We start from the raw sequence: 17,504 nt of genomic DNA, 5'->3' as shown, positions 1-17,504 counted from the left end.
TCCGCAAGGGGGCGCAAAAAATAAACCCCGTGCCCCGGTTCTTTATCCAGAATGCGGGTGTTTCCATGTCGCAATCGGACGAGATTGCGTGGCGGCAAGCTGAAAGGCTTGCTGCGAAAGGAACTTCGATGGACAAGACATCCCGCCGCAAGGGCCGCGCTTTACGACGCGGCGCCCCCCCCGTTCGCAACGTGGACTACCGGCATCTCCGCCATCCTTTCACGGCGCAGAAAGTGTTGTCCGACGATGCCGTCGCCGCCATTCACGACATGGCGCTGCGTCTGCTCGAAGACCTCGGCCTTCGCGTTCTTCTACCCGAGGCCCGCGCGATCTATGCATCCGGCGGGGCGATCATCGATGAGGGGACCGAAATGGTCCGTATTGGCCGCGACATGGTGGCGGCATCGCTCGCCACCGCGCCGAAGTCGATCCGGATGCGCGCGCCCAACCCCGAACGCGAGCTGATCTATGAGGAGGGGGCGCTCATCTTCTCGCCTGCGGGCGGCTGCCCCAATGCAACGGACCGTATCCGCGGTCGGCGTCCCGGCAATCTGGCGACCTTCGAAGAGACGCTGAAGCTGCATCAGAGCTTTGACGTGATCCACAAGCTCGGCCCCTCGGCTGAACCACAGGACGTGCCCGCGCATCTCAGGCACTACGCGATGATGCGGGGCCAGCTTACGCTCTCGGACAAGCCGCTTTTCGTCTATGCGAGGGGACGGGGGCAGATTGAGGACAGCTTCGAGATGATCCGTCTCGCGATGGGGCTGTCAGAGGACGATTTCACCGATGGATCTTGGGCGACGACGGTGATCAACACCAACTCGCCGCGCCAGCTCGACAAACCGATGGCCGAGGGGATCATCGACTTCGCCCGCGCCGGGCAATTGTCGATCATCACACCTTTCTGCCTTGCCGGGGCCATGGCGCCCGTGACGGTCGAAGGGGCGCTGGTTCTGCAACATGCGGAATGTCTGGCCGGGATCACGCTGGCGCAGCTTGTAAGACCCGGCGCACCGGTCAGCTATGGCGGGTTTTCGTCCAACGTCGACATGAAATCTGGCGCCCCGGCCTTCGGCACGCCGACCCATATCCGGCTGGCCATTGGCACCGGGCAACTTGCCCGTCACGTCGGAATGCCATGGCGCTCGGCAGCCGGGTCAGCATCCAATGTGGCCGACATGCAGGCGGCTGGAGAGAACCATATGGGCCTTTGGGCTAACCTTGTCGCCAATGCGACGCTGACCGTTCATTCCGCTGGTTGGCTGGAGGGTGGTCTGACCTTCGGATACGAGAAATTCATCAACGATATAGAGGCGTTGCAGATCATCGCCGAGCTTTGCACCCCGCTCAGTTCAAACCCCGACGACCTCGCTTGGGCGGCGCTGTCGGACGTCCAGCCCGGTGGGCATTTCTTTGCCACGCAGCACACGATGGATCGTTTTGATCGCGCGTTCTATGGTCCGCTCGTGGCGGATCTTGCGAACCACGGCAGTTGGGAAGCGGCAGGTGCGCAGACGTCGACCGAACGCGCGACGTCGATCTGGCAGACCGTGCTGGCAGAGTTTGCGCCGCCCGACGGATCCGAAGGCCGGGGCCATCGTATTACACGTTTCATTGCTGATCGCAGCGCCGAAGGCGGGGCGCCACCGCCCGATTGATGCGGATTGAGGTCCCTGCAGGGACAATCCAAACGACATTCCGGCTTTCTCTTTATGCCGCGTGTCTGGGGCTGGATCCATGTACGCCAGCATTGAAAGTTGCCGCAGACAGCGTAGTCTGGATCTATGATTGCACCGCTCCTCCTGCTCCTTCTGTCTCTGGCCGGCATCATTGCCGCCTACGCTCTTCCTGGCATGACCGATCTCGTGATCGTCGCGGGGCCTAGCCTTGCTGCCAGCCTGTACCTGTTGGTTCGAGCCAGAACTCGCGAGAAGACCCCCAACGTCAAACCCGACCCAGCTCCTTCAGGCAGGGCCTACAATAGACGGATCGTCGTGGATGCATCGGATGTGATGAGTTGGAAGGACGGGAAACCGCAACTGGAGACCCTGCGCGAAGTTGTGCGACACGTAATGGCCCTCGGATACACGCCCGGTGTCGTTTTCGACACGGATGCCGGGCAAGTCTTGACCGGAGCGCCGCAGGACAACGCGGCTCTGGGACGGTTGTTGGGCCTCCCGATGGACAATGTGTTGGTGATTGACGAAGACGAAACGGCGGAAACAACGGTTCTGGCAGCAGCCCGCCATTTGGGCGCGCGGGTTGTCACCAATGGTCGCTTTCGCGGCGCGGAAAAGACACATCCCGAATTGCACCAGCCGGGATATTTGATCCGGGGCGGATACAAATCCGGGGAGTTGTGGCTGAAGCTCGACCGCGTCGATGCGTAGCTTGCGGGCCGTGACGTCGTGATCTGATCTGCAGCCCCGGCGTCAGATCTTTGCCGTCGGCACGCCCCAGCGTGACTCGTTCCGGGTGATCGCGGCGATTCGTTCCGACGTCTTCGGGTGGCTCATGAGCCACGCGGGCGCACCGCCCGCCATGCCGGTCAGGTGTTCAAGTTTCTCAAACAGGGATTTCTGCGGCCCGGTCCCGATTCCTGCCTTCACCAGCAAGGCTGAGGCATATTCATCCGCCTCGTATTCGTCTTGACGCGACAGCCGCGCGGCCAGCATTGAGGTCAGGAACCCGGCGAGATAGACGCCAATCCCCGGCAGGAAGCGACCAAGGACAGTTGCCAGCACCACACGGATCGCGTTCTGCCCGGAAAAGTCGATCATCCGCCGCCGCGAATGGCCAAGGGCCACGTGGCCCAGTTCGTGGCCGATGACGCTCGCCATCTCTTCAGCCGTCACCGCGCCTTCGGTGTATTTCTGATAAAAGCCACGGGTGATGAAGATGCGCCCGTCCGGCGCGGCCAATCCGTTCACCGGGGCGATCTCATAGATATGGACCGGCACCCGCGCGACCCCAAGGGCTTCGGCCAGACGCCGGGTCAGCGCCATAAGCCGGGGATCGGCAAGTTCGGATGAACGCTGATCAAGCTCCCGTTTCGTCCGCCATACGGAAAAGCGGTACATGGCGAGGCCATAAAGAACGGCAAGCAGGATCGGGGTAAGCTTGAGCATGGGGTCAATATGGGGATTGGGCGCGCGTTTGGGAACAGTCCCTTATCCGTGCTGCCTCGCCATAGCGCGCAGCCAGAGCCCGAGCCCCAGCGCTGCCGCAAGCGCGCCCAGAAGGCCGAGGGCAGAGCCGAGAATGTCGGATGCCGCGACGAGGTTGCCCGCGAAGACATGGCCTGTACCGGTGTAGAGCACGACCCAGACCGCTTCGCCCAGTACACCGGCGAGCGTAAAGCGCGCCCAGTCCAACCCACCCGCGCCCGATGCAAAATTGGCCCAGGGCCCGACCGGGCTGAAGAGCCAGCGCGTGAGAAAGACGGCGATCCCGCCCCGGCGCGCCAGAAGTGCTCTTGCGCGGTCGAGCGCGGCACGACGTTTCGGCCCGCGTCCGACGCGGTCAAGAAAAGCAGGCCCGCCGATCCGGCCAAGTGCGAATCCGGTCTGATCCCCCACGACAGCCCCGGTCAACGCCGCAAGCATCACCGTGGGAAGGCCCATGTCGCCTGCCGCCGAAAATCCCCCTGCGGTCAACATGGCGAGCGATGATGGCACAGGCAGCGCGAGACAGGACACGAAGGTGATGGCGAACAGCAGCCAGACCCCGTATTCGGGCACGAGCGCGAGCAGCCATTCGGTCATTCCGTCCGGGCCCTCAACGCCCTCAGCGCCGCCTCGACCTCGGCGATCAGGTCAGGAAGGGGCATGCCCCGGCTACGGGCGATTTCGGCCAGTGTGCGGGGCCGACCATCCTCAGTCGCAAGCCCGAGCGCCGCACGCAGATCTTCGCGCGGCACATCCCAGCTTCGGGCGATGTAGCCCGGCGTCATCCATCCTTCGGGATGCTGGTTCAGATGCGCCGGATCGGACCAATAGATCGTGAAAACGATCAGCCTGAGGCCAAAGAAAACCGCCAATACGAGGGCTGCAACAAAGGCCAGAAGCGCGATGCGGTGTTCACGCCAGAGGTGACCAAACGCGGTCACGTCAGCGCCTTCATCGCCCGGCCGATCCCGTCAAGCGTCAGGGGGAACATGGCGCCGTCGAAGATCTGTCGGACCATGCCGACCGACTGGGTATATTGCCAGTGCCGCTCGGGCAGTGGGTTCAGCCAGACATTTGCGGGCCAGTGTTCGCGGGCGCGGGTCAGCCAGACCTGCCCGGCCTCGGCATTCCAGTGTTCGTTGGCGCCACCGGCATAGGCGATCTCATAGGGCGACATGGAGGCGTCGCCGACAAAGATCGCCTTGTAGTCGCCGCCATAGGTCCTCAGCACCTCCCATGTGGGCGTCTGCGCGTCCCAGCGGCGGCGGTTGTCGCGCCAGACGCCTTCGTAGAGGCAATTGTGGAAGTAGTAGTACTCCAGATGCTTGAACTCGGCCCGCGCGGCGCTGAACAGCTCTTCAACCACCTTGATGAAGGGGTCCATTGACCCACCGACATCGAGAAACAGCAGCACCTTGACCGCATTGTGCCGCTCGGGCCGGGTCTTGACGTCGAGATAGCCGTGTTCGGCTGTCGCGCGGATTGTCTCCGGCAGGTCAAGTTCCTCGGCGGCACCTTCCCGCGCCCAGCGGCGGAGCCGCTTCAGCGCAACCTTGATATTGCGGGTGCCAAGCTCAACCTGATCGTCGAGATTCTTGAAATCCCGCCTATCCCAGACCTTGACCGCACGCTGGTGGCGGCTTTCCTTCTGGCCGATCCGGACGCCTTCCGGATTATAGCCATAGGCCCCGAAGGGCGAGGTGCCCGCGGTGCCAATCCATTTTGATCCGCCCTGATGGCGGCCCTTCTGTTCCTCCAGCCGCTTCTTCAGCGTCTCCATCAGCTTTTCGAACCCGCCGAGCGCCTCGATCTGCGCTTTCTCCTCCTCGCTCAGCGTCTTCTCGGCCAGCCGTTCCAGCCATTCAGCGGGCAGGTCGATCGCTTCCAGAACCTGATCGGCGGTGATCATCTCAAGTCCTTTGAACGCTTGAGAAAAAGCGCGGTCGAAGCGGTCGAGATGGCGTTCGTCCTTCACCATCGCCGTGCGGGCGAGGTAGTAGAAACCCTCGATATCGTAGGTAACAAGCCCTGCCGCCATGCCTTCGAGAAAGCTGAGATATTCCCGCAAGGTGACCGGGACGCCGGTCTTCCTCAGGGTCTCGAAGAAGCGCAGGAACATCGGCTCAGGTCAGGCGGTGGTAGATGATCGTGAGGAAGAGGCCGAGGATCGCGAAGAGGATCGCGTGGCTGCCGGCATATTGCAGCTTGTCCAGCCGGTTGCCGCCGCGTTTCGTGGCCCGGTACCAGCCAAGCGCTGCACCAATGACGATGGCGGGGAAGAAGATCATGGTCGCCTCTTAGTCTGCACCGGGGACAGGGAGGCGACGTTCAGCAGACGCTCCTCCACCTCGGCATCGGAGGCGAAGCCATAGCGTGCCCAGCCGAGACTGTCGAGCCGCACGATCCGCGCCTCGGTGTGACGGCCAAGGAGGTCCAGCGCCTCGGCCTTGACCATCAGGAGGTTCGCGAGAAGTGCTGCGTTTTCGGCTGCGGCCACGACCCGTGTTGACCGGTCGACGAGGCCGATCGCGATGTCGGGCTGCCCGTTCGAAAGCGCGAAAGCGGCCAGTTGCATATCGGCATGGGCCGCCTGAAGCGCGAGGCCCGGCGCGTTGTGATAGATGGCCGAAGCCTGGAGGAAGGCGTCGCGCGCCTCTTCCGCGTCATGGCCAAGCGACAGGCGGCCGAGCGCCAGCCAGACGAACCCCGCGCGCGCGTCGGTCCAGCTTCGCGATTGTGCGATGGCCAGCGCCTCGCGGATGGCAGAGCGGCGGCGGCCCGGCGACGTTCCCGGGCCGAGCGCGGTTTCGATGGCCCGGCCGAAGGCGGGCGGTGCCGGGTCTGCAATACGTCCAGAGCGCCCTTCTCCGCGGGGGTTAAGCCGCGCGAATATGCGGGGCAGCCGGGCCGCTACCTCTCCCCTTCTCATGCCGTTGGCCAGTTCCGGCGCGTAGTAGACACGCAGCATCAACATGTCGAAGCCAGTCAGGATCGTATGCACATTGTCGTCGTTAAAGACCGAATCCGGCAACCGGTAGAGGTCGTTCAACGGCCCCAGCGCCTGCGCCAGTTCCTCGTGCAGGCAGTCTCGGATTTCCTGCGGCGCGGTGTCGTTCGGGATGAAGATCGCACTTTGCCGCCGTGCCTCCAGCGTCGTCCAGTCGAGCGCATTTCGCCCCGCCCGGCGGTATTCGGCCCACGATCTGACGCGAGGGGCCACGAAGCAGGCTGCGCGCGGGACGAGACGCTGCATGGTGCGGCGGGGCAGGAACTCGATGGTAATCGCCGCCGCCTCGCCCTGTGCCTGCCGGATCGGTATTCCGGCCTCTGCCCTTAAGCGTCCGAGGACGCGGGTCAGATCGGCTTGCGCGCTGGGCGGCACCGGGCCGGTCATCCGGACATTGATAGCCCCCTCAAAGCGCGTGAGGACCGGCAGGCTGCGGCCGCTTTCCAGTTGGAAAGCAAGATCGAGAAAATCCTGCATCATCTCGGCGTTCGGTCTGGCGGGCGGCGCGACCACCGTGTTCCCGAACCGCCGCATCGGCGGCAGCGCCATATCGCTCGCGACTGCGCGCGTTGCGACGGGGCGGTTTGTCGGGGCGGCGCAGGCACCGAGAAGCAGGGAGAGTATTACGAAACAGCCCGGAAGAACTACACGCAACGGACTCTCTCCGGCTGAATCTCCACACAGCTGATCATGCCTGCCTCCCGTTATTGCCGTGAAGCTAGCCGGTCTGCGGTCATTCCGCCAGCCGTAAGGGCGGGATCAGGTTCTCCGGAAACTGACCTAACCGCGGCTGCGGGCGAGGAATGCCAGACGTTCGAAAAGCTGCACATCCTGTTCGTTCTTCAGAAGCGCACCGTGCAGCTTCGGCAAGAGGCTCTTCGGATCGCGTTTCAGGTCTTCTGGCGAAAGATCCTCGGCGAGGATCAGCTTCAGCCAATCCAGCACTTCAGAGGTGGAGGGTTTTTTCTTCAGGCCCGGCGTTTCGCGGATCTCATAAAACTGGGTCAGCGCGGTTGCGAGGATCTGGTCCTTGATGCCCGGGAAGTGGACATTGACGATCTGCGAGAGCGTCTCGGCCTCGGGGAATCGGATATAGTGAAAGAAACACCGTCGCAGAAAGGCGTCGGGCAGTTCCTTTTCGTTGTTCGAGGTGATGATGATCACCGGCCGGTGTTTTGCCCGGATCGTTTCGCCCGTCTCGTAGACGTGAAACTCCATCCGGTCGAGTTCCTGCAAAAGGTCGTTTGGAAACTCGATATCGGCCTTGTCGATCTCGTCGATCAGCAACACGACCTTCTCATCCGCCTCGAAAGCCTGCCAAAGCTTACCCTTGCGGATATAGTTCTTCACGTCATGAACGCGTTCGTCGCCCAGCTGGCTGTCGCGCAACCGGCTGACGGCATCGTATTCGTAAAGCCCCTGCGCCGCCTTGGTCGTTGATTTCACATGCCATTCGACGAGTTTCAGCCCGAGCGACTCAGCGACCTGACGGGCCAGTTCGGTCTTGCCGGTCCCGGGTTCGCCCTTCACCAATAAGGGTCTTTCCAGCATCACTGATGCGTTGACGGCAACAGTGAGGTCCGTCGTGGCGACATAGCGGTCTGTGCCTTCGAATTTCATATTCTTTCCGCAACAATGGCCCGTTTTGATCACGCGACTCTTATCGGGGCCATCAATTTGCCGCAAGACACCGCTAGGGCTAGTGACATCCCCCGGTGCATGGGCTATGGGAGCGCCCGAGGAGTACCGGACGAAGATGGATACAGTGAATTCAGAATCCGGTGGGCAGAAGGGAGCGAAGATGAAGCCAGAGGTCTTTCTTCCCGACGATTATCGTCCGGCTGAAGGCGAACCGTTCATGAATGAGCGGCAACTCGAATATTTCCGGCGCAAGCTGACAACCTGGAAGGAAGAACTCCTGGAACAGTCGGCTGAGACCCTCGAAGGTCTTCAGGACAGCGCCCGCAATGTTCCCGACATCGCCGACCGTGCGAGTGAGGAAACCGACCGTGCGCTGGAACTCAGGACGCGCGACCGCCAGCGCAAGCTGGTGTCGAAGATCGATTCTGCGCTGCGGCGAATTGAAAACGGCGAATACGGCTATTGCGAAGTGACCGGCGAACCGATTTCGCTAAAGCGCCTCGATGCGCGGCCGATCGCGACGATGACGCTGGAAGCGCAGGAAAAACACGAACGCCGCGAGCGTGTGCATCGCGACGACTGATCCCGGCGACGGGTCGGAATGAATTTCGGCGCCGGGGTCGCAAGGCTCCGGCGCTTTCGTTTTCATACGGGGGCTATCATGTTGAACGGTCGGGCGGTGACGGTGCTGGGCGCCGGGGTCGCGGGGCTCGCGCTGGCGCGGGCGCTGGCGCTGAAGGGCGCGAAGGTCACCGTTCTCGAACAGGCACCCGAGATTCGCGAGGTCGGCGCCGGGTTGCAGATCACGCCGAATGGTGCGCGGGTCATGGGCGCGCTCGGCCTTGGGGCCGAGCTTGAGGCGCAAAGCATCGGATCGGAAGCCGTGGAGCTGATCGACGGCGAAACCGGCGGGCAGGTCCTGCGCCTCGACCTGACGCGGCAGCGGACCGCAGGCATGTTCCGCCTTGTCCACCGTGCCGACCTTATCACCGTTCTGGCCGAAGGCGCGCGGGCGGCAGGTGTCGAAATCCGCCTGTTGCAGCAGATCACCGAGGTGACGCTCGGCGACCACTCGCCGCGGCTGAAGACCACGCAGGGTGCCGAGATCGAGGCGGATATCCTGATCGGTGCTGACGGGCTGCATTCGAAGGTTCGGCAGGCCCTGAATGGAACGGTCGCGCCTTTCTTCACCCATCAGGTTGCGTGGCGCGCGACCCTTCCGGCGGAACCCGATATCCGTCCCGTCGCACAGCTTTTCATGGGGCCGGGCCGTCATATCGTGACCTATCCCCTGCGTGGAGGGCGGCTGAGGAACATCGTCGCGATTGAGGAGCGCCACAAATGGGCGGAGGAAAGCTGGTCGCTGACCGACGATCCCTTGGCCCTGCGCATCGCGTTTGAGGAGTTTGTTCCGCAGGTGCGGCGCTGGCTTGACCAGATCGAGCGGCCGAACCTCTGGGGGCTCTTCCGCCATCCCGTTGCGAAACGCTGGCACGGGCAGGGCGCGGCGATCCTTGGCGACGCTGCCCATCCGACGCTGCCGTTTCTGGCGCAGGGGGCCAATATGGCGCTGGAGGATGCCTGGGTTCTGGCCGAAGCTCTGTCTGCTGCTGAACCCGACGCCGCCTTCGCGGCCTATCAGCAACGCCGTCAGGCGCGGGTCAGCCGGATTGTCGAGGCGGCCAATGCAAATGCCCGGAACTACCACCTTTCCGGTATCCGCCGCGACATCGCCCATTTCGGGCTGAAGACGCTGAACCGTTTTGCGCCGGGCAAGGTGATGGACCGGTTCGCCTGGCTTTATGATCATGACGTGACAGGCGGGCGCTGATCCGGCTCAGCCACGCTCGCGCCACCGGTCCTGCATCTGCAGTTTCCAATAGGTCAACTGGGCTGCAACAAGCCCAGCCGCACCGCCCGCCCAGTCCAGCCCGAAAGGCGCGAACATGCTGATGCGGTCGCTTTCGCCGAGCATCGCCTCGGCCAGCACCTTTCCCGCGATCGCGGTCGTGTTCAATCCGTGGCCCCCAAAGGCCGTGATGTGCCAGACGCCGGGGCCCATCTCTCCGACCTGCGGCATCAGGTGGCGGGCATAGCCCATGAGGCCGGACCAGGCGAGTTCGATCTTCAATCCCTCAAGCTGCGGGAAGGCTCCCACCATCTCGCGGCGAAGCTCGCGCACGATCCCCTCGGGCGATGCCGCCCGCGTGGTTATCCTTCCGCCCCAGAGAAGCCGGCTGCCACCCTCGACCAGCCGGTAATAGTCGCCCGCGCGCCGGTCGTCATACATAGAGGCGCGCGTGCGGATGGCGCTGGCCAGCAGGTCGGGCGCGGCCTCGCTCATCGTCAGATAGGTCGCGATCGGCAGGATCGCGCGCTTCAGACGCGGCACCAGTGAACCGGTATAGCCGCCCGTGGCGAAGACAACCGTTTGGGCCTCAGCCCGTCCTGTGGCGGTGACGACCCGTTTGGCGGGCCCCGTCAGATCGTGTCCGGTTGCGGTTGATGCCTCGAAGATCCGCCCGCCGAGACGCTCCACTTCAGCGGCGATTCCCCGCAACGTGTTCAGGGGATGGATGTGGAACGAGCGGGGGTCATAAAGCGCGTGATGATAGCGCCCGCTCACCAGATGGTCCGCGAGCGCCGTGCGGTCGAGATAGCGCATCTCATAGCCGAAATCGCGGTCAAACTCCTCGGCATGGCGTTTCAGATCATCGGCGCGGTCGAAGCGGCGAAGGCTGAAAAGACCCTCGCCGGTTACCGCGCCGTCGATTTTCAGATCGGCAATGGTTGCCCGCAACCGTTCGACGCCTTCGATGGAAAGCCGGTGCAACTCGCGGGCAGCTTTTGACCCGACCCGGGCCCGGATTGCCTCATCGCCACCGGAAAAGGCCGGGCTGACGATGCCGCCATTGCGGCCCGAGGCGCCAAATCCGACGGATTCGGCTTCCAGTACGATCACACGCTTGCCCGCGCGGGCCAGTTCCAGCGCCGTCGTCAGCCCGGCAAAGCCGCCGCCGACGATGACAACATCCGCCTCTTCAACGCCCGTCAGTGTCGGTCGCGAATGGGTGTCGCGCAAAGTGCGGCTGTAAAAGGTATCGGGATAGCGCATGGGTCAGGCGTCAAGCTCGATCCAGACCGGTACATGGTCCGAGGGCTTGTCGCGGCCCCGGATCTCCTTGTCGATCCCCGTGCCGGTGAGCAGATCGGCGGCCTGTGGCGACAGAAGCAGATGGTCGATGCGGATGCCGTTGTTCCGCTGCCATGCGCCAGCCTGATAGTCCCAGAAGGAATAATGGCCAGGGCGCGGTTCTCGGGACCGGAACGCCTCGGTATAGCCAAGGTTCAGGATACGCCGGAAAGCAGCGCGGCTTTCAGGGCGGAAAAGCGCGTCCTCGAACCAGGCCTCTGGTTTCGCCGCATCCTCGGCCTGCGGGATGATGTTGTAATCGCCCGCCATGACGACCGGCATTTCGTCCGCGAGAAGGGCAGAAGCCCGGTCCTTCATCCGCGCCATCCATGAAAGCTTGTAGTCGAATTTTGGCCCTGGCGCGGGATTGCCGTTCGGCAGATAGAGCCCGCACAGCCGGACGGCGGTTTTCCCCACCACCGTCGCCTCGATCCAGCGCGCCTGATCGTCATCCTCATCGCCCGGCAGGCCGCGTTCTACATCCTCCAGAGGCAGCTTGGACAGGATCGCGACGCCGTTGAAGCTCTTTTGCCCATGTGTCTCGACGAAATAGCCGCGATCCTCAAAGAGATCGCGCGGAAAGGCTTCGTCAACCGACTTGATCTCCTGCAACAGCACAACATCCGGTGCGGCTTCGTCCAGCCACTGGGGCAGCGCCTCGGCCCGCGCCTTGATGCCGTTGATATTGAATGTCGCGATCTTCATTGCCTGCCCCCGGGACCGTTCTGGCCGCGATCATCTGTCAGATCGACCGGAGCCACAACCGCCTCACCTTCATCTTGGTGGAAATACTCCCGCCGGACACGCCCGCCATGCCCGCCGCCGCACCTTTTCAAGCCGGGCTCAGCATGATAGCAGGCGCGCAATCCAAATCCGGCCGGGGCAGGGTGCCCCGTGCCCCCAATGCAAGAAGGCTGACCCATGGCGACCGAACGCACGCTTTCCATCATCAAACCCGATGCAACGAACCGCAACCTGACCGGCAAGATCAACGCCAAGTTCGAAGATGCGGGCCTGCGCATCGTCGCACAGAAGCGCATCAAGCTCTCGATGGAACAGGCTGGCAAGTTCTATGAGGTTCACAAGGAACGCCCCTTCTACGGCGAACTGTGTGAATTCATGGCCTCGGCCCCGGTCGTCGTGCAGGTTCTGGAAGGCGACAACGCCATTGCCAAGAACCGCGAAGTGATGGGCGCGACCAACCCCGCCAATGCCGAGCCGGGCACGATCCGCAAGGAATTCGCGCTCTCGGTCGGCGAGAACTCGGTCCATGGCTCCGACGCGCCGGAAACCGCCGCGCAGGAAATCGCTTTCTTCTTCTCGGGTCTCGAACTCGTCGGGTGAGCGGTGCGCTGAAGCGCACCCTACTTCGGTGGCTCCCGAAGCCCGATCTCATCAAGGACCGCTTCCAACCGGAGGCGGTCTCTTTTGTTTGAAGGGGTACGTGCTGCCTGTGCCTTCAATTCGTCGAAGCGCGTCCGCAGGGCGGCTTTTTCCGCGCCTTGGCAATCATTCCAAGGGCGACCCTGCAGACCCATTACCAGAACGTAGTAGCCAATGAAGTGAGGCCTTGTGTCGGCTTGCAGAAGCCTGAGATAGGCCGCGTCCGCACCCATCGCGCGGATTTCCTCGGCCGAATGAATGCCTGCACGGGCAAAGGCTGCCTCGGAGGCGGGGCCGAGATTGGGTATGGTCGATACGGGTGTCGGCATGGGGTCTCTCCGTCGGAGCCCCGAGGTTAATTCCTGCCGCGACCCGGCGAAAGCCTCAGATCGAGGCCCAGTCGCTGAAATGCATGGCGCGCATCTGCTCGGCCGGCGTTTCAGCAATCTCAGACGCGGCCGTCCGGCGCTTTTCGGCGCGGTCGGTCTCGCCCTGTTGCTGCTGCTGGCGCGGTGCTGCTCCGCTCGCGTCCATCTGCTTGGGCATATCCATTCGTCTCTTCCTTCCCGCGTGATCTTTCAGATCACATTTACCAAGCCTCTCTGGCCATCACTCACACATGTCGGTGGCAATCGCGCGGCGCAAATATGTCCGCTTCTCCCCACCGTCAAGAGAGTCTCCTACGAGATGTTGATTTCGCCAAGCCGCAGCGCGGCAATCCGCCTGCTTTCGAGTCGATTTCGCAACAGTTTTGACCTGTTAGCGCCAGACAAGACGCGCTTTTGAAACAATATTACGCGACGAAATTTTATTTCGCACAACCAGAAGGGGATCTGCGCGCACTCAATTGGCGGTACACAATTGTGCACGACTCAGCTGCGGAAGGACGCGGCGAAGGGTTCAGGAAGATTGAATTCTTTCAATGCCTTTGCCCGCGCCTCTGCCGACATCTTGCGTGCGGTCTTGGCGACGATTTTTTCCAGCGAGGCGGCATCGCGGCTTTCGGCGAAGGGTTGGAAATACCACCGCAGGAAGGTGAAGCAGATCACGTCTTCCAGCGCCTGCACCTCCGGGTCCCGCTTGATGCCCTCCTTGCGCAGCATTGTGCCGACTTTGGCGATGCTCTCCTCGCCATATCCGGCTTCGGCCATGATTTCGCCGACACGGGCGGCATGGAAGGCTCCCAGATCCCGACGCCAGTTGAGGTAGCCTTCACGGCCCTCGGGATAGGCGGAGCGCGGCGATGTCCAGCGTTCGATATGCTGGCCACGCGCGGCGATGCGCAACTCGTCCGACGCATCGGAAAAGAGGCGTTCCAGTTCCACCGTCATCCGCTCGCCGTAAAGCCGCGCGGCGGGTGCGCCTTCGGTCACGTCGGGGTCGGCATCGTTGGCGGCGTCGATGGCGGCAAGGGCGGCTTCAAGGCGGCTCATGGCGGTCCTTTCGTGAATTGTCCCGGCACCGTCGCAAAGCGCCCGGGCACGGTCAAGCCGCGCCCGGCGAAAGCTCAGAGTTCGACCTCAACCCGGCCCAGCGGGCGCGAGCAGCAGGCGAGGATGTAACCGGCCTCGATATCCTCTTCACTGATCCCGCCGTTATGGACCATGTGAACCTGACCCGAACGGGTCTTGACCTTGCAGGTGCCGCAGACGCCGAAGTTGCACCCCGATGGCATGTTGAGGCCCGATGCCTTGGCGACCGCCAGAACCGTATCGGTCTCGGTGCATTCCGTGGTCACGCCGGAATTGACGAAGGCGATTTCGGCCTTCGCGGTTTCCTGCGGCACCACATCCTCGTGGACCTCGATATCCTCGACCCGCATGACCGGGGCCTGGAACGTCTCCTGGTGGTAGCGTTCCATGTCGTAGCCAAGCGACAAGAGCGTTTCACGCACCCCCGTCATGAAGCCCTCAGGCCCGCAGCAATAGACATCACGGTCGAGGTAGTCGGGTGTCATCAGGCCCAGCATGAGCTGGTTGAAATGGCCGCGATAGCCGGTCCAGACTTCATAGGGGTCTTCTTCGGCCACGACGAAGTTCAGCCGGAGGCCGCGCACCCGTCCCGCCATGTATTCGAGCCGTTTGCGGAAAATCAGTTCCGACGGCTTGTTGGCGCATTGGATGAAGCTGATATCGGGTTCCTCACCGCGTTCCCAAAGGAACGTGGCCATGGACATCATTGGCGTGACGCCTGAACCCGCCGAGATGAAAAGGTACTTGCCATTGGGCTGGCGCGGCAGGTGGAAGACGCCGCCGGGCCCCTTCACGTTCAGCCGCATGCCGGGCACGAGGTTTTCGACCAGCCAGCGCGAACCCTCACTATTGGGCTGCGCCTTCACGGTGATCGAAAGGTAGACGTTCGAGGTCGGGCTCGACGAGATCGTATAGGTCCGGTAGAGCGGCCCGCCCTTCACGGGCAGTTCCAGCGTGATGAACTGCCCGGCGCGGAAGAGGAAGGTAGCCCCCGAAGGCGGACGGAAGACGAATGTCTTCACGTTCGGCGCCTCGGGGACGACCATCACGCATTCCAAGGGCTCTGCATCGGTCCAGAGCGGCGTATCCTCGCGCGGCATCGGGATCATGGCGCTTACTCCGCGGCGATGACTTTGCGGCCGACCATCCGGTTCTGCAGTGTCGCGACATACCAGTCGATGAACTGGATCACGCCGCTTTCCTGCAGGTCGGAATAGGGGCCGGGTTCGTATGCGGGCGAATTGATGCCAAGCTGGTTCTGCTCGACGACGATGCGGTCCTCGTCGTTGGTCGCTTCCCAGACCTCGGTCAGGCGCTTGAGGTCGTAATCCTCGCCCTCGACGGCATCCTTGTGCACGAGCCAGGTGGTCGTGACCTGGGTTTCCGTCGCACTGACCGGCAGGACGCGGAAGTTCAGGATGTGATCCGACAGGAAGTGGTTCCAGGTGTTCGGGTAGTGGAAGAAGAGGAGCGTGCCCGCATTGGCAAAAGGCATGCCCTTCAGCATTTTCCTGACCGCCGCCTTGCCGTCCATCGTGTAGCTGACCGCGTCGCCGACGAAGGGGATGCGGACAAAACGCCACTGTTCGTTCGGGTCAATGACGTATTTCGACGGCAGGCCGGCCGCTTCACAACGTGCGACATGGGCCGCGCCGACGGGCGACGAGACCGAGTCATCGGCGCCAACGAGGTTCGGGTCGTCGTTGAACGTGCGGCACAGCGAGGGATGCGAGCCCGAGCAATGGTAGCATTCGCGGTTGTTTTCCAGCACCAGCTTCCAGTTGCCGTTCTCGATGATCGTGGACTGGGCGGCGACCTTCAGATCATCCAGTCCGTGCGGTGCGGTATAGCGCAGAGCTTCGGCTTTCACCGGCGCAAAGTCGGGTGCGGTTTCAGCGAGGCAGATGAAGACCATACCAGCGGCAACGTCGCAGTGAACCGGTTTCAGCCCGTGTTTGGTGGCGTCGAAATCCGGCCCCATGTCGCGGGCCCAGAGGAGACGGCCGTCAAGTTCGTAGGTCCACTGGTGATAGGGGCAGACGAGCTTCGGGTTCGAGCCCTTGACGCTTTGACAGATGCGGCTGCCGCGATGGCGGCAGGAATTGTGGAACGCGCGGATGATGTTGTCATTGCCGCGCACGACGATCACCGAATAGTCGCCGATCTGTACGGTGACGTAATTGCCGGGCTTCGCGATCTCGGGCGCCGAGACAACATAGACCCAGTCGCGGGTCCAGATCAGCCGCATATCGGCGTCATAAACCTCGGGGGCGGTGTAGAAGTCGCGGCCGAGCGAGGTTTTCGGGCGGCGGGAGAGAAGCTGCGAGAGGATGTCGGAATCGCGGAGCATGGTGCGGGTCCCTGAAATGTGACGGTGTCCGCCGGATTTGGCGGGCTGCGCGCTTATCCGCGAAAAAGGTGGGAATCATCGCGCTGAAAGCGACAGATCGCGACACAAACCTGACGCGAATGACCTTCGCCGCCCGGACAGCGTGCAAGTGTTGCGACATAGGTGTCACAGTCGTGTGCAATCGGGTTCCGGTTCCCTGCGTGACAGGATAAGAGGGCGGGACGATATGACAGAAGGCATGCGCGCGGCCGTTACGCTTCGCGGTGCAGAAGGACGAAGATGACCCCATTCGCAATCGCCGGCGTGCAGATGTACGTGAACGCGCTGCAATCCAATGTCGAAGGCATGATCCACCGGATCGACGTCCTGATGGCGCGGTTTCCATGGACCGAGATGGTGCTGTTTTCCGAACTTGCGCCCTATGGCCCGCTGCACCGCTTCGCCCAGCCTTTTGAAAACGAGGCGTTGGACCAATTTCGCGCAGCGGCGAAGAAGCACAAGATCTGGCTGATCCCGGGGTCAATGTTCGAAAAGACCTCAGATGGTCGGATCTACAACACATCGGCCGTGATCGATCCGGACGGACAGATAGTTACCAAATATCGCAAGATGTTCCCGTTCCGGCCCTATGAGATCGAGGTCGAGGCGGGGACAGAGTTCTGCATCTTTGATGTGCCGAATGTCGGGCGCTTTGGCCTGTCGATCTGCTATGATATCTGGTTCCCTGAAACCACGCGGCAACTGACGAGCGCGGGGGTTGAGGTGTTGCTGCACCCGGTCCTGACCGGCACTACCGACCGGGATGCGGAGCTTGCCATCGCTCGCGCCACGGCGGCACAGTTCCAGTGCTACGTCATCGACGTGAACGGACTTGGGGCAGGGGGCGTGGGTCGCTCGCTGATCGTCGACCCCTCGGCCACCGTGCTGCACCAATCTGCGGGGCAGGAGGACATGTTCCCGATCGAGGTCGACCTGTCGCTTGTCCGCCGCCAGCGGGAAACCGGGATCAAGGGGTTGGGTCAGGTGTTGAAAAGCTTCCGCGACAGGGATGCGGAGTTCTCCGTCTATGACCGGTCGAGCGGTGCCGACGAGTATCTGAAGACGCTCGGGCCGCTGGAAATGCCGCGTCAGGGCTCTCGCGCTGGTCTGGAAAAGCCGCTTGTGGCTGGTGACAGGATGTCGCATGCTGGCGGTAACATCAGTCCGGGTCCGATTGGGTCGGACGTGGGTTACATACCGCCCTTGGCGGACAAGACAGCGAGCGGCTGAGCCCCTCGCGGAACGCCGC

Annotated in this window: 20 protein-coding genes; 6 read left to right on the top strand and 14 right to left on the bottom strand. The window is 62.7% G+C overall.

The annotated features are described in order from the left end of the window. Nucleotides 1-128: 128 nt before the first annotated feature. Nucleotides 129-1,661 (top strand): trimethylamine methyltransferase family protein, encoded by a 1,533-nt coding sequence (locus OEZ71_RS12550; protein WP_263740332.1) that lies wholly within the window; start codon nt 129-131, stop codon nt 1,659-1,661. 195 nt (nt 1,662-1,856) lie between these two features. Beyond that, nucleotides 1,857-2,393: an NYN domain-containing protein gene (locus tag OEZ71_RS12545; RefSeq protein WP_263740331.1), complete on the top strand. Its 537-nt coding sequence runs from the start codon at nt 1,857-1,859 to the stop codon at nt 2,391-2,393. A gap of 42 nt (nt 2,394-2,435) precedes the next feature. On the opposite strand, the gene OEZ71_RS12540 is transcribed toward OEZ71_RS12545, so the two are convergent. The 7 genes from OEZ71_RS12540 to OEZ71_RS12510 all read right to left on the bottom strand — a co-directional run bounded on the left by OEZ71_RS12540 (nt 2,436) and on the right by OEZ71_RS12510 (nt 7,797). Beyond that, nucleotides 2,436-3,131, bottom strand: coding sequence for a M48 family metallopeptidase (locus OEZ71_RS12540; protein WP_263740330.1), 696 nt, complete (start codon nt 3,129-3,131; stop codon nt 2,436-2,438). A 42-nt stretch (nt 3,132-3,173) separates the two neighbouring features. Next, nucleotides 3,174-3,767, bottom strand: coding sequence for a DedA family protein (locus tag OEZ71_RS12535; RefSeq protein WP_263740329.1), 594 nt, complete (start codon nt 3,765-3,767; stop codon nt 3,174-3,176). Next, complete coding sequence (locus tag OEZ71_RS12530) at nt 3,764-4,111, bottom strand: hypothetical protein (protein ID WP_263740328.1); 348 nt, start codon at nt 4,109-4,111, stop codon at nt 3,764-3,766. Before OEZ71_RS12530 ends, OEZ71_RS12535 begins: the two co-directional genes overlap by 4 nt. Then, a complete protein-coding gene (locus tag OEZ71_RS12525; protein ID WP_263740327.1) occupies nt 4,108-5,289 on the bottom strand; it encodes a vWA domain-containing protein in 1,182 nt (393 codons plus the stop codon). The genes OEZ71_RS12530 and OEZ71_RS12525 overlap by 4 nt, the downstream gene beginning before the upstream one ends. Before the next feature lie 4 nt (nt 5,290-5,293). Further along, entirely contained in the window at nt 5,294-5,458 is a 165-nt protein-coding gene (locus OEZ71_RS12520) for a hypothetical protein (protein ID WP_263740326.1), read from the bottom strand. Beyond that, nucleotides 5,455-6,831: a DUF2927 domain-containing protein gene (locus OEZ71_RS12515; RefSeq protein ID WP_263740325.1), complete on the bottom strand. Its 1,377-nt coding sequence runs from the start codon at nt 6,829-6,831 to the stop codon at nt 5,455-5,457. Before OEZ71_RS12515 ends, OEZ71_RS12520 begins: the two co-directional genes overlap by 4 nt. 126 nt (nt 6,832-6,957) lie before the next feature. Next, nucleotides 6,958-7,797, bottom strand: coding sequence for an AAA family ATPase (locus tag OEZ71_RS12510; RefSeq protein WP_263740324.1), 840 nt, complete (start codon nt 7,795-7,797; stop codon nt 6,958-6,960). A 181-nt stretch (nt 7,798-7,978) separates the two neighbouring features. Between OEZ71_RS12510 and dksA the strand changes: the two genes are divergently transcribed. Then, the gene (gene dksA / locus OEZ71_RS12505; protein WP_263740323.1) at nt 7,979-8,401 is read left to right on the top strand and encodes an RNA polymerase-binding protein DksA; all 423 of its coding nucleotides are present in this window, start codon (nt 7,979-7,981) and stop codon (nt 8,399-8,401) included. Between the two features lie 75 nt (nt 8,402-8,476). Further along, nucleotides 8,477-9,649 carry an FAD-dependent monooxygenase gene (locus OEZ71_RS12500; RefSeq protein ID WP_412175637.1) on the top strand — a complete coding sequence of 391 codons (1,173 nt, stop codon included), beginning with the start codon at nt 8,477-8,479 and terminating at the stop codon, nt 9,647-9,649. A gap of 6 nt (nt 9,650-9,655) precedes the next feature. On the opposite strand, the gene OEZ71_RS12495 is transcribed toward OEZ71_RS12500, so the two are convergent. Continuing rightward, a complete protein-coding gene (locus tag OEZ71_RS12495) occupies nt 9,656-10,933 on the bottom strand; it encodes an NAD(P)/FAD-dependent oxidoreductase (RefSeq protein WP_263740321.1) in 1,278 nt (425 codons plus the stop codon). 3 nt (nt 10,934-10,936) lie between these two features. Further along, nucleotides 10,937-11,716 carry an exodeoxyribonuclease III gene (gene xth, locus OEZ71_RS12490; RefSeq protein ID WP_263740320.1) on the bottom strand — a complete coding sequence of 260 codons (780 nt, stop codon included), beginning with the start codon at nt 11,714-11,716 and terminating at the stop codon, nt 10,937-10,939. Nucleotides 11,717-11,932: 216 nt separating this feature from the next. Here xth and ndk point away from each other — a divergent pair, with 216 nt between their 5' ends. Then, nucleotides 11,933-12,355, top strand: a complete 423-nt coding sequence (ndk, locus tag OEZ71_RS12485; RefSeq protein WP_263740319.1) for a nucleoside-diphosphate kinase — start codon at nt 11,933-11,935, stop codon at nt 12,353-12,355. Nucleotides 12,356-12,375: 20 nt separating this feature from the next. On the opposite strand, the gene OEZ71_RS12480 is transcribed toward ndk, so the two are convergent. The 5 genes from OEZ71_RS12480 to OEZ71_RS12460 form a co-directional block, all read right to left on the bottom strand. Then, a complete protein-coding gene (locus OEZ71_RS12480) occupies nt 12,376-12,723 on the bottom strand; it encodes a TfoX/Sxy family protein (RefSeq protein ID WP_263740318.1) in 348 nt (115 codons plus the stop codon). A 55-nt stretch (nt 12,724-12,778) separates the two neighbouring features. Next, nucleotides 12,779-12,946: a hypothetical protein gene (locus OEZ71_RS12475; protein ID WP_263740317.1), complete on the bottom strand. Its 168-nt coding sequence runs from the start codon at nt 12,944-12,946 to the stop codon at nt 12,779-12,781. A 320-nt stretch (nt 12,947-13,266) separates the two neighbouring features. Then, nucleotides 13,267-13,827: a DUF4202 domain-containing protein gene (locus tag OEZ71_RS12470; protein WP_263740316.1), complete on the bottom strand. Its 561-nt coding sequence runs from the start codon at nt 13,825-13,827 to the stop codon at nt 13,267-13,269. A gap of 74 nt (nt 13,828-13,901) precedes the next feature. Next, nucleotides 13,902-14,975 (bottom strand): FAD-binding oxidoreductase, encoded by a 1,074-nt coding sequence (locus OEZ71_RS12465; protein WP_412175631.1) that lies wholly within the window; start codon nt 14,973-14,975, stop codon nt 13,902-13,904. Between the two features lie 5 nt (nt 14,976-14,980). Then, nucleotides 14,981-16,216: an aromatic ring-hydroxylating oxygenase subunit alpha gene (locus tag OEZ71_RS12460; RefSeq protein ID WP_263740315.1), complete on the bottom strand. Its 1,236-nt coding sequence runs from the start codon at nt 16,214-16,216 to the stop codon at nt 14,981-14,983. 279 nt (nt 16,217-16,495) lie between these two features. Between OEZ71_RS12460 and OEZ71_RS12455 the strand changes: the two genes are divergently transcribed. Further along, nucleotides 16,496-17,485 (top strand): carbon-nitrogen hydrolase family protein, encoded by a 990-nt coding sequence (locus OEZ71_RS12455; RefSeq protein WP_263740314.1) that lies wholly within the window; start codon nt 16,496-16,498, stop codon nt 17,483-17,485. The last annotated feature ends 19 nt before the right edge of the window (nt 17,486-17,504 follow it).

The organism is Albidovulum litorale, from assembly GCF_025751495.1.
In the GTDB taxonomy this organism is placed as follows: Bacteria; Pseudomonadota; Alphaproteobacteria; order Rhodobacterales; family Rhodobacteraceae; genus Albidovulum; species Albidovulum litorale.
Note: the sequence above shows the minus strand (reverse complement) of the source record. Positions and strands in the feature narration are given on the sequence as shown.

Bases quoted from the DNA above. Each gene is read 5' to 3' on its own strand.
- OEZ71_RS12470 (WP_263740316.1), bottom strand. From the start codon at position 13,827: ATGAGCCGCCTTGAAGCCGCCCTTGCCGCCATCGACGCCGCCAACGAT.
- OEZ71_RS12495 (WP_263740321.1), bottom strand. From the start codon at position 10,933: ATGCGCTATCCCGATACCTTTTACAGCCGCACTTTGCGCGACACCCAT.
- OEZ71_RS12545 (WP_263740331.1), top strand. From the start codon at position 1,857: ATGACCGATCTCGTGATCGTCGCGGGGCCTAGCCTTGCTGCCAGCCTG.
- OEZ71_RS12525 (WP_263740327.1), bottom strand. From the start codon at position 5,289: ATGTTCCTGCGCTTCTTCGAGACCCTGAGGAAGACCGGCGTCCCGGTC.
- dksA (WP_263740323.1), top strand. From the start codon at position 7,979: ATGAAGCCAGAGGTCTTTCTTCCCGACGATTATCGTCCGGCTGAAGGC.
- xth (WP_263740320.1), bottom strand. From the start codon at position 11,716: ATGAAGATCGCGACATTCAATATCAACGGCATCAAGGCGCGGGCCGAG.
- OEZ71_RS12475 (WP_263740317.1), bottom strand. From the start codon at position 12,946: ATGGATATGCCCAAGCAGATGGACGCGAGCGGAGCAGCACCGCGCCAG.
- OEZ71_RS12550 (WP_263740332.1), top strand. From the start codon at position 129: ATGGACAAGACATCCCGCCGCAAGGGCCGCGCTTTACGACGCGGCGCC.
- ndk (WP_263740319.1), top strand. From the start codon at position 11,933: ATGGCGACCGAACGCACGCTTTCCATCATCAAACCCGATGCAACGAAC.
- OEZ71_RS12455 (WP_263740314.1), top strand. From the start codon at position 16,496: ATGACCCCATTCGCAATCGCCGGCGTGCAGATGTACGTGAACGCGCTG.
- OEZ71_RS12460 (WP_263740315.1), bottom strand. From the start codon at position 16,216: ATGCTCCGCGATTCCGACATCCTCTCGCAGCTTCTCTCCCGCCGCCCG.
- OEZ71_RS12540 (WP_263740330.1), bottom strand. From the start codon at position 3,131: ATGCTCAAGCTTACCCCGATCCTGCTTGCCGTTCTTTATGGCCTCGCC.
- OEZ71_RS12465 (WP_412175631.1), bottom strand. From the start codon at position 14,975: ATGATCCCGATGCCGCGCGAGGATACGCCGCTCTGGACCGATGCAGAG.
- OEZ71_RS12535 (WP_263740329.1), bottom strand. From the start codon at position 3,767: ATGACCGAATGGCTGCTCGCGCTCGTGCCCGAATACGGGGTCTGGCTG.
- OEZ71_RS12520 (WP_263740326.1), bottom strand. From the start codon at position 5,458: ATGATCTTCTTCCCCGCCATCGTCATTGGTGCAGCGCTTGGCTGGTAC.
- OEZ71_RS12480 (WP_263740318.1), bottom strand. From the start codon at position 12,723: ATGCCGACACCCGTATCGACCATACCCAATCTCGGCCCCGCCTCCGAG.
- OEZ71_RS12510 (WP_263740324.1), bottom strand. From the start codon at position 7,797: ATGAAATTCGAAGGCACAGACCGCTATGTCGCCACGACGGACCTCACT.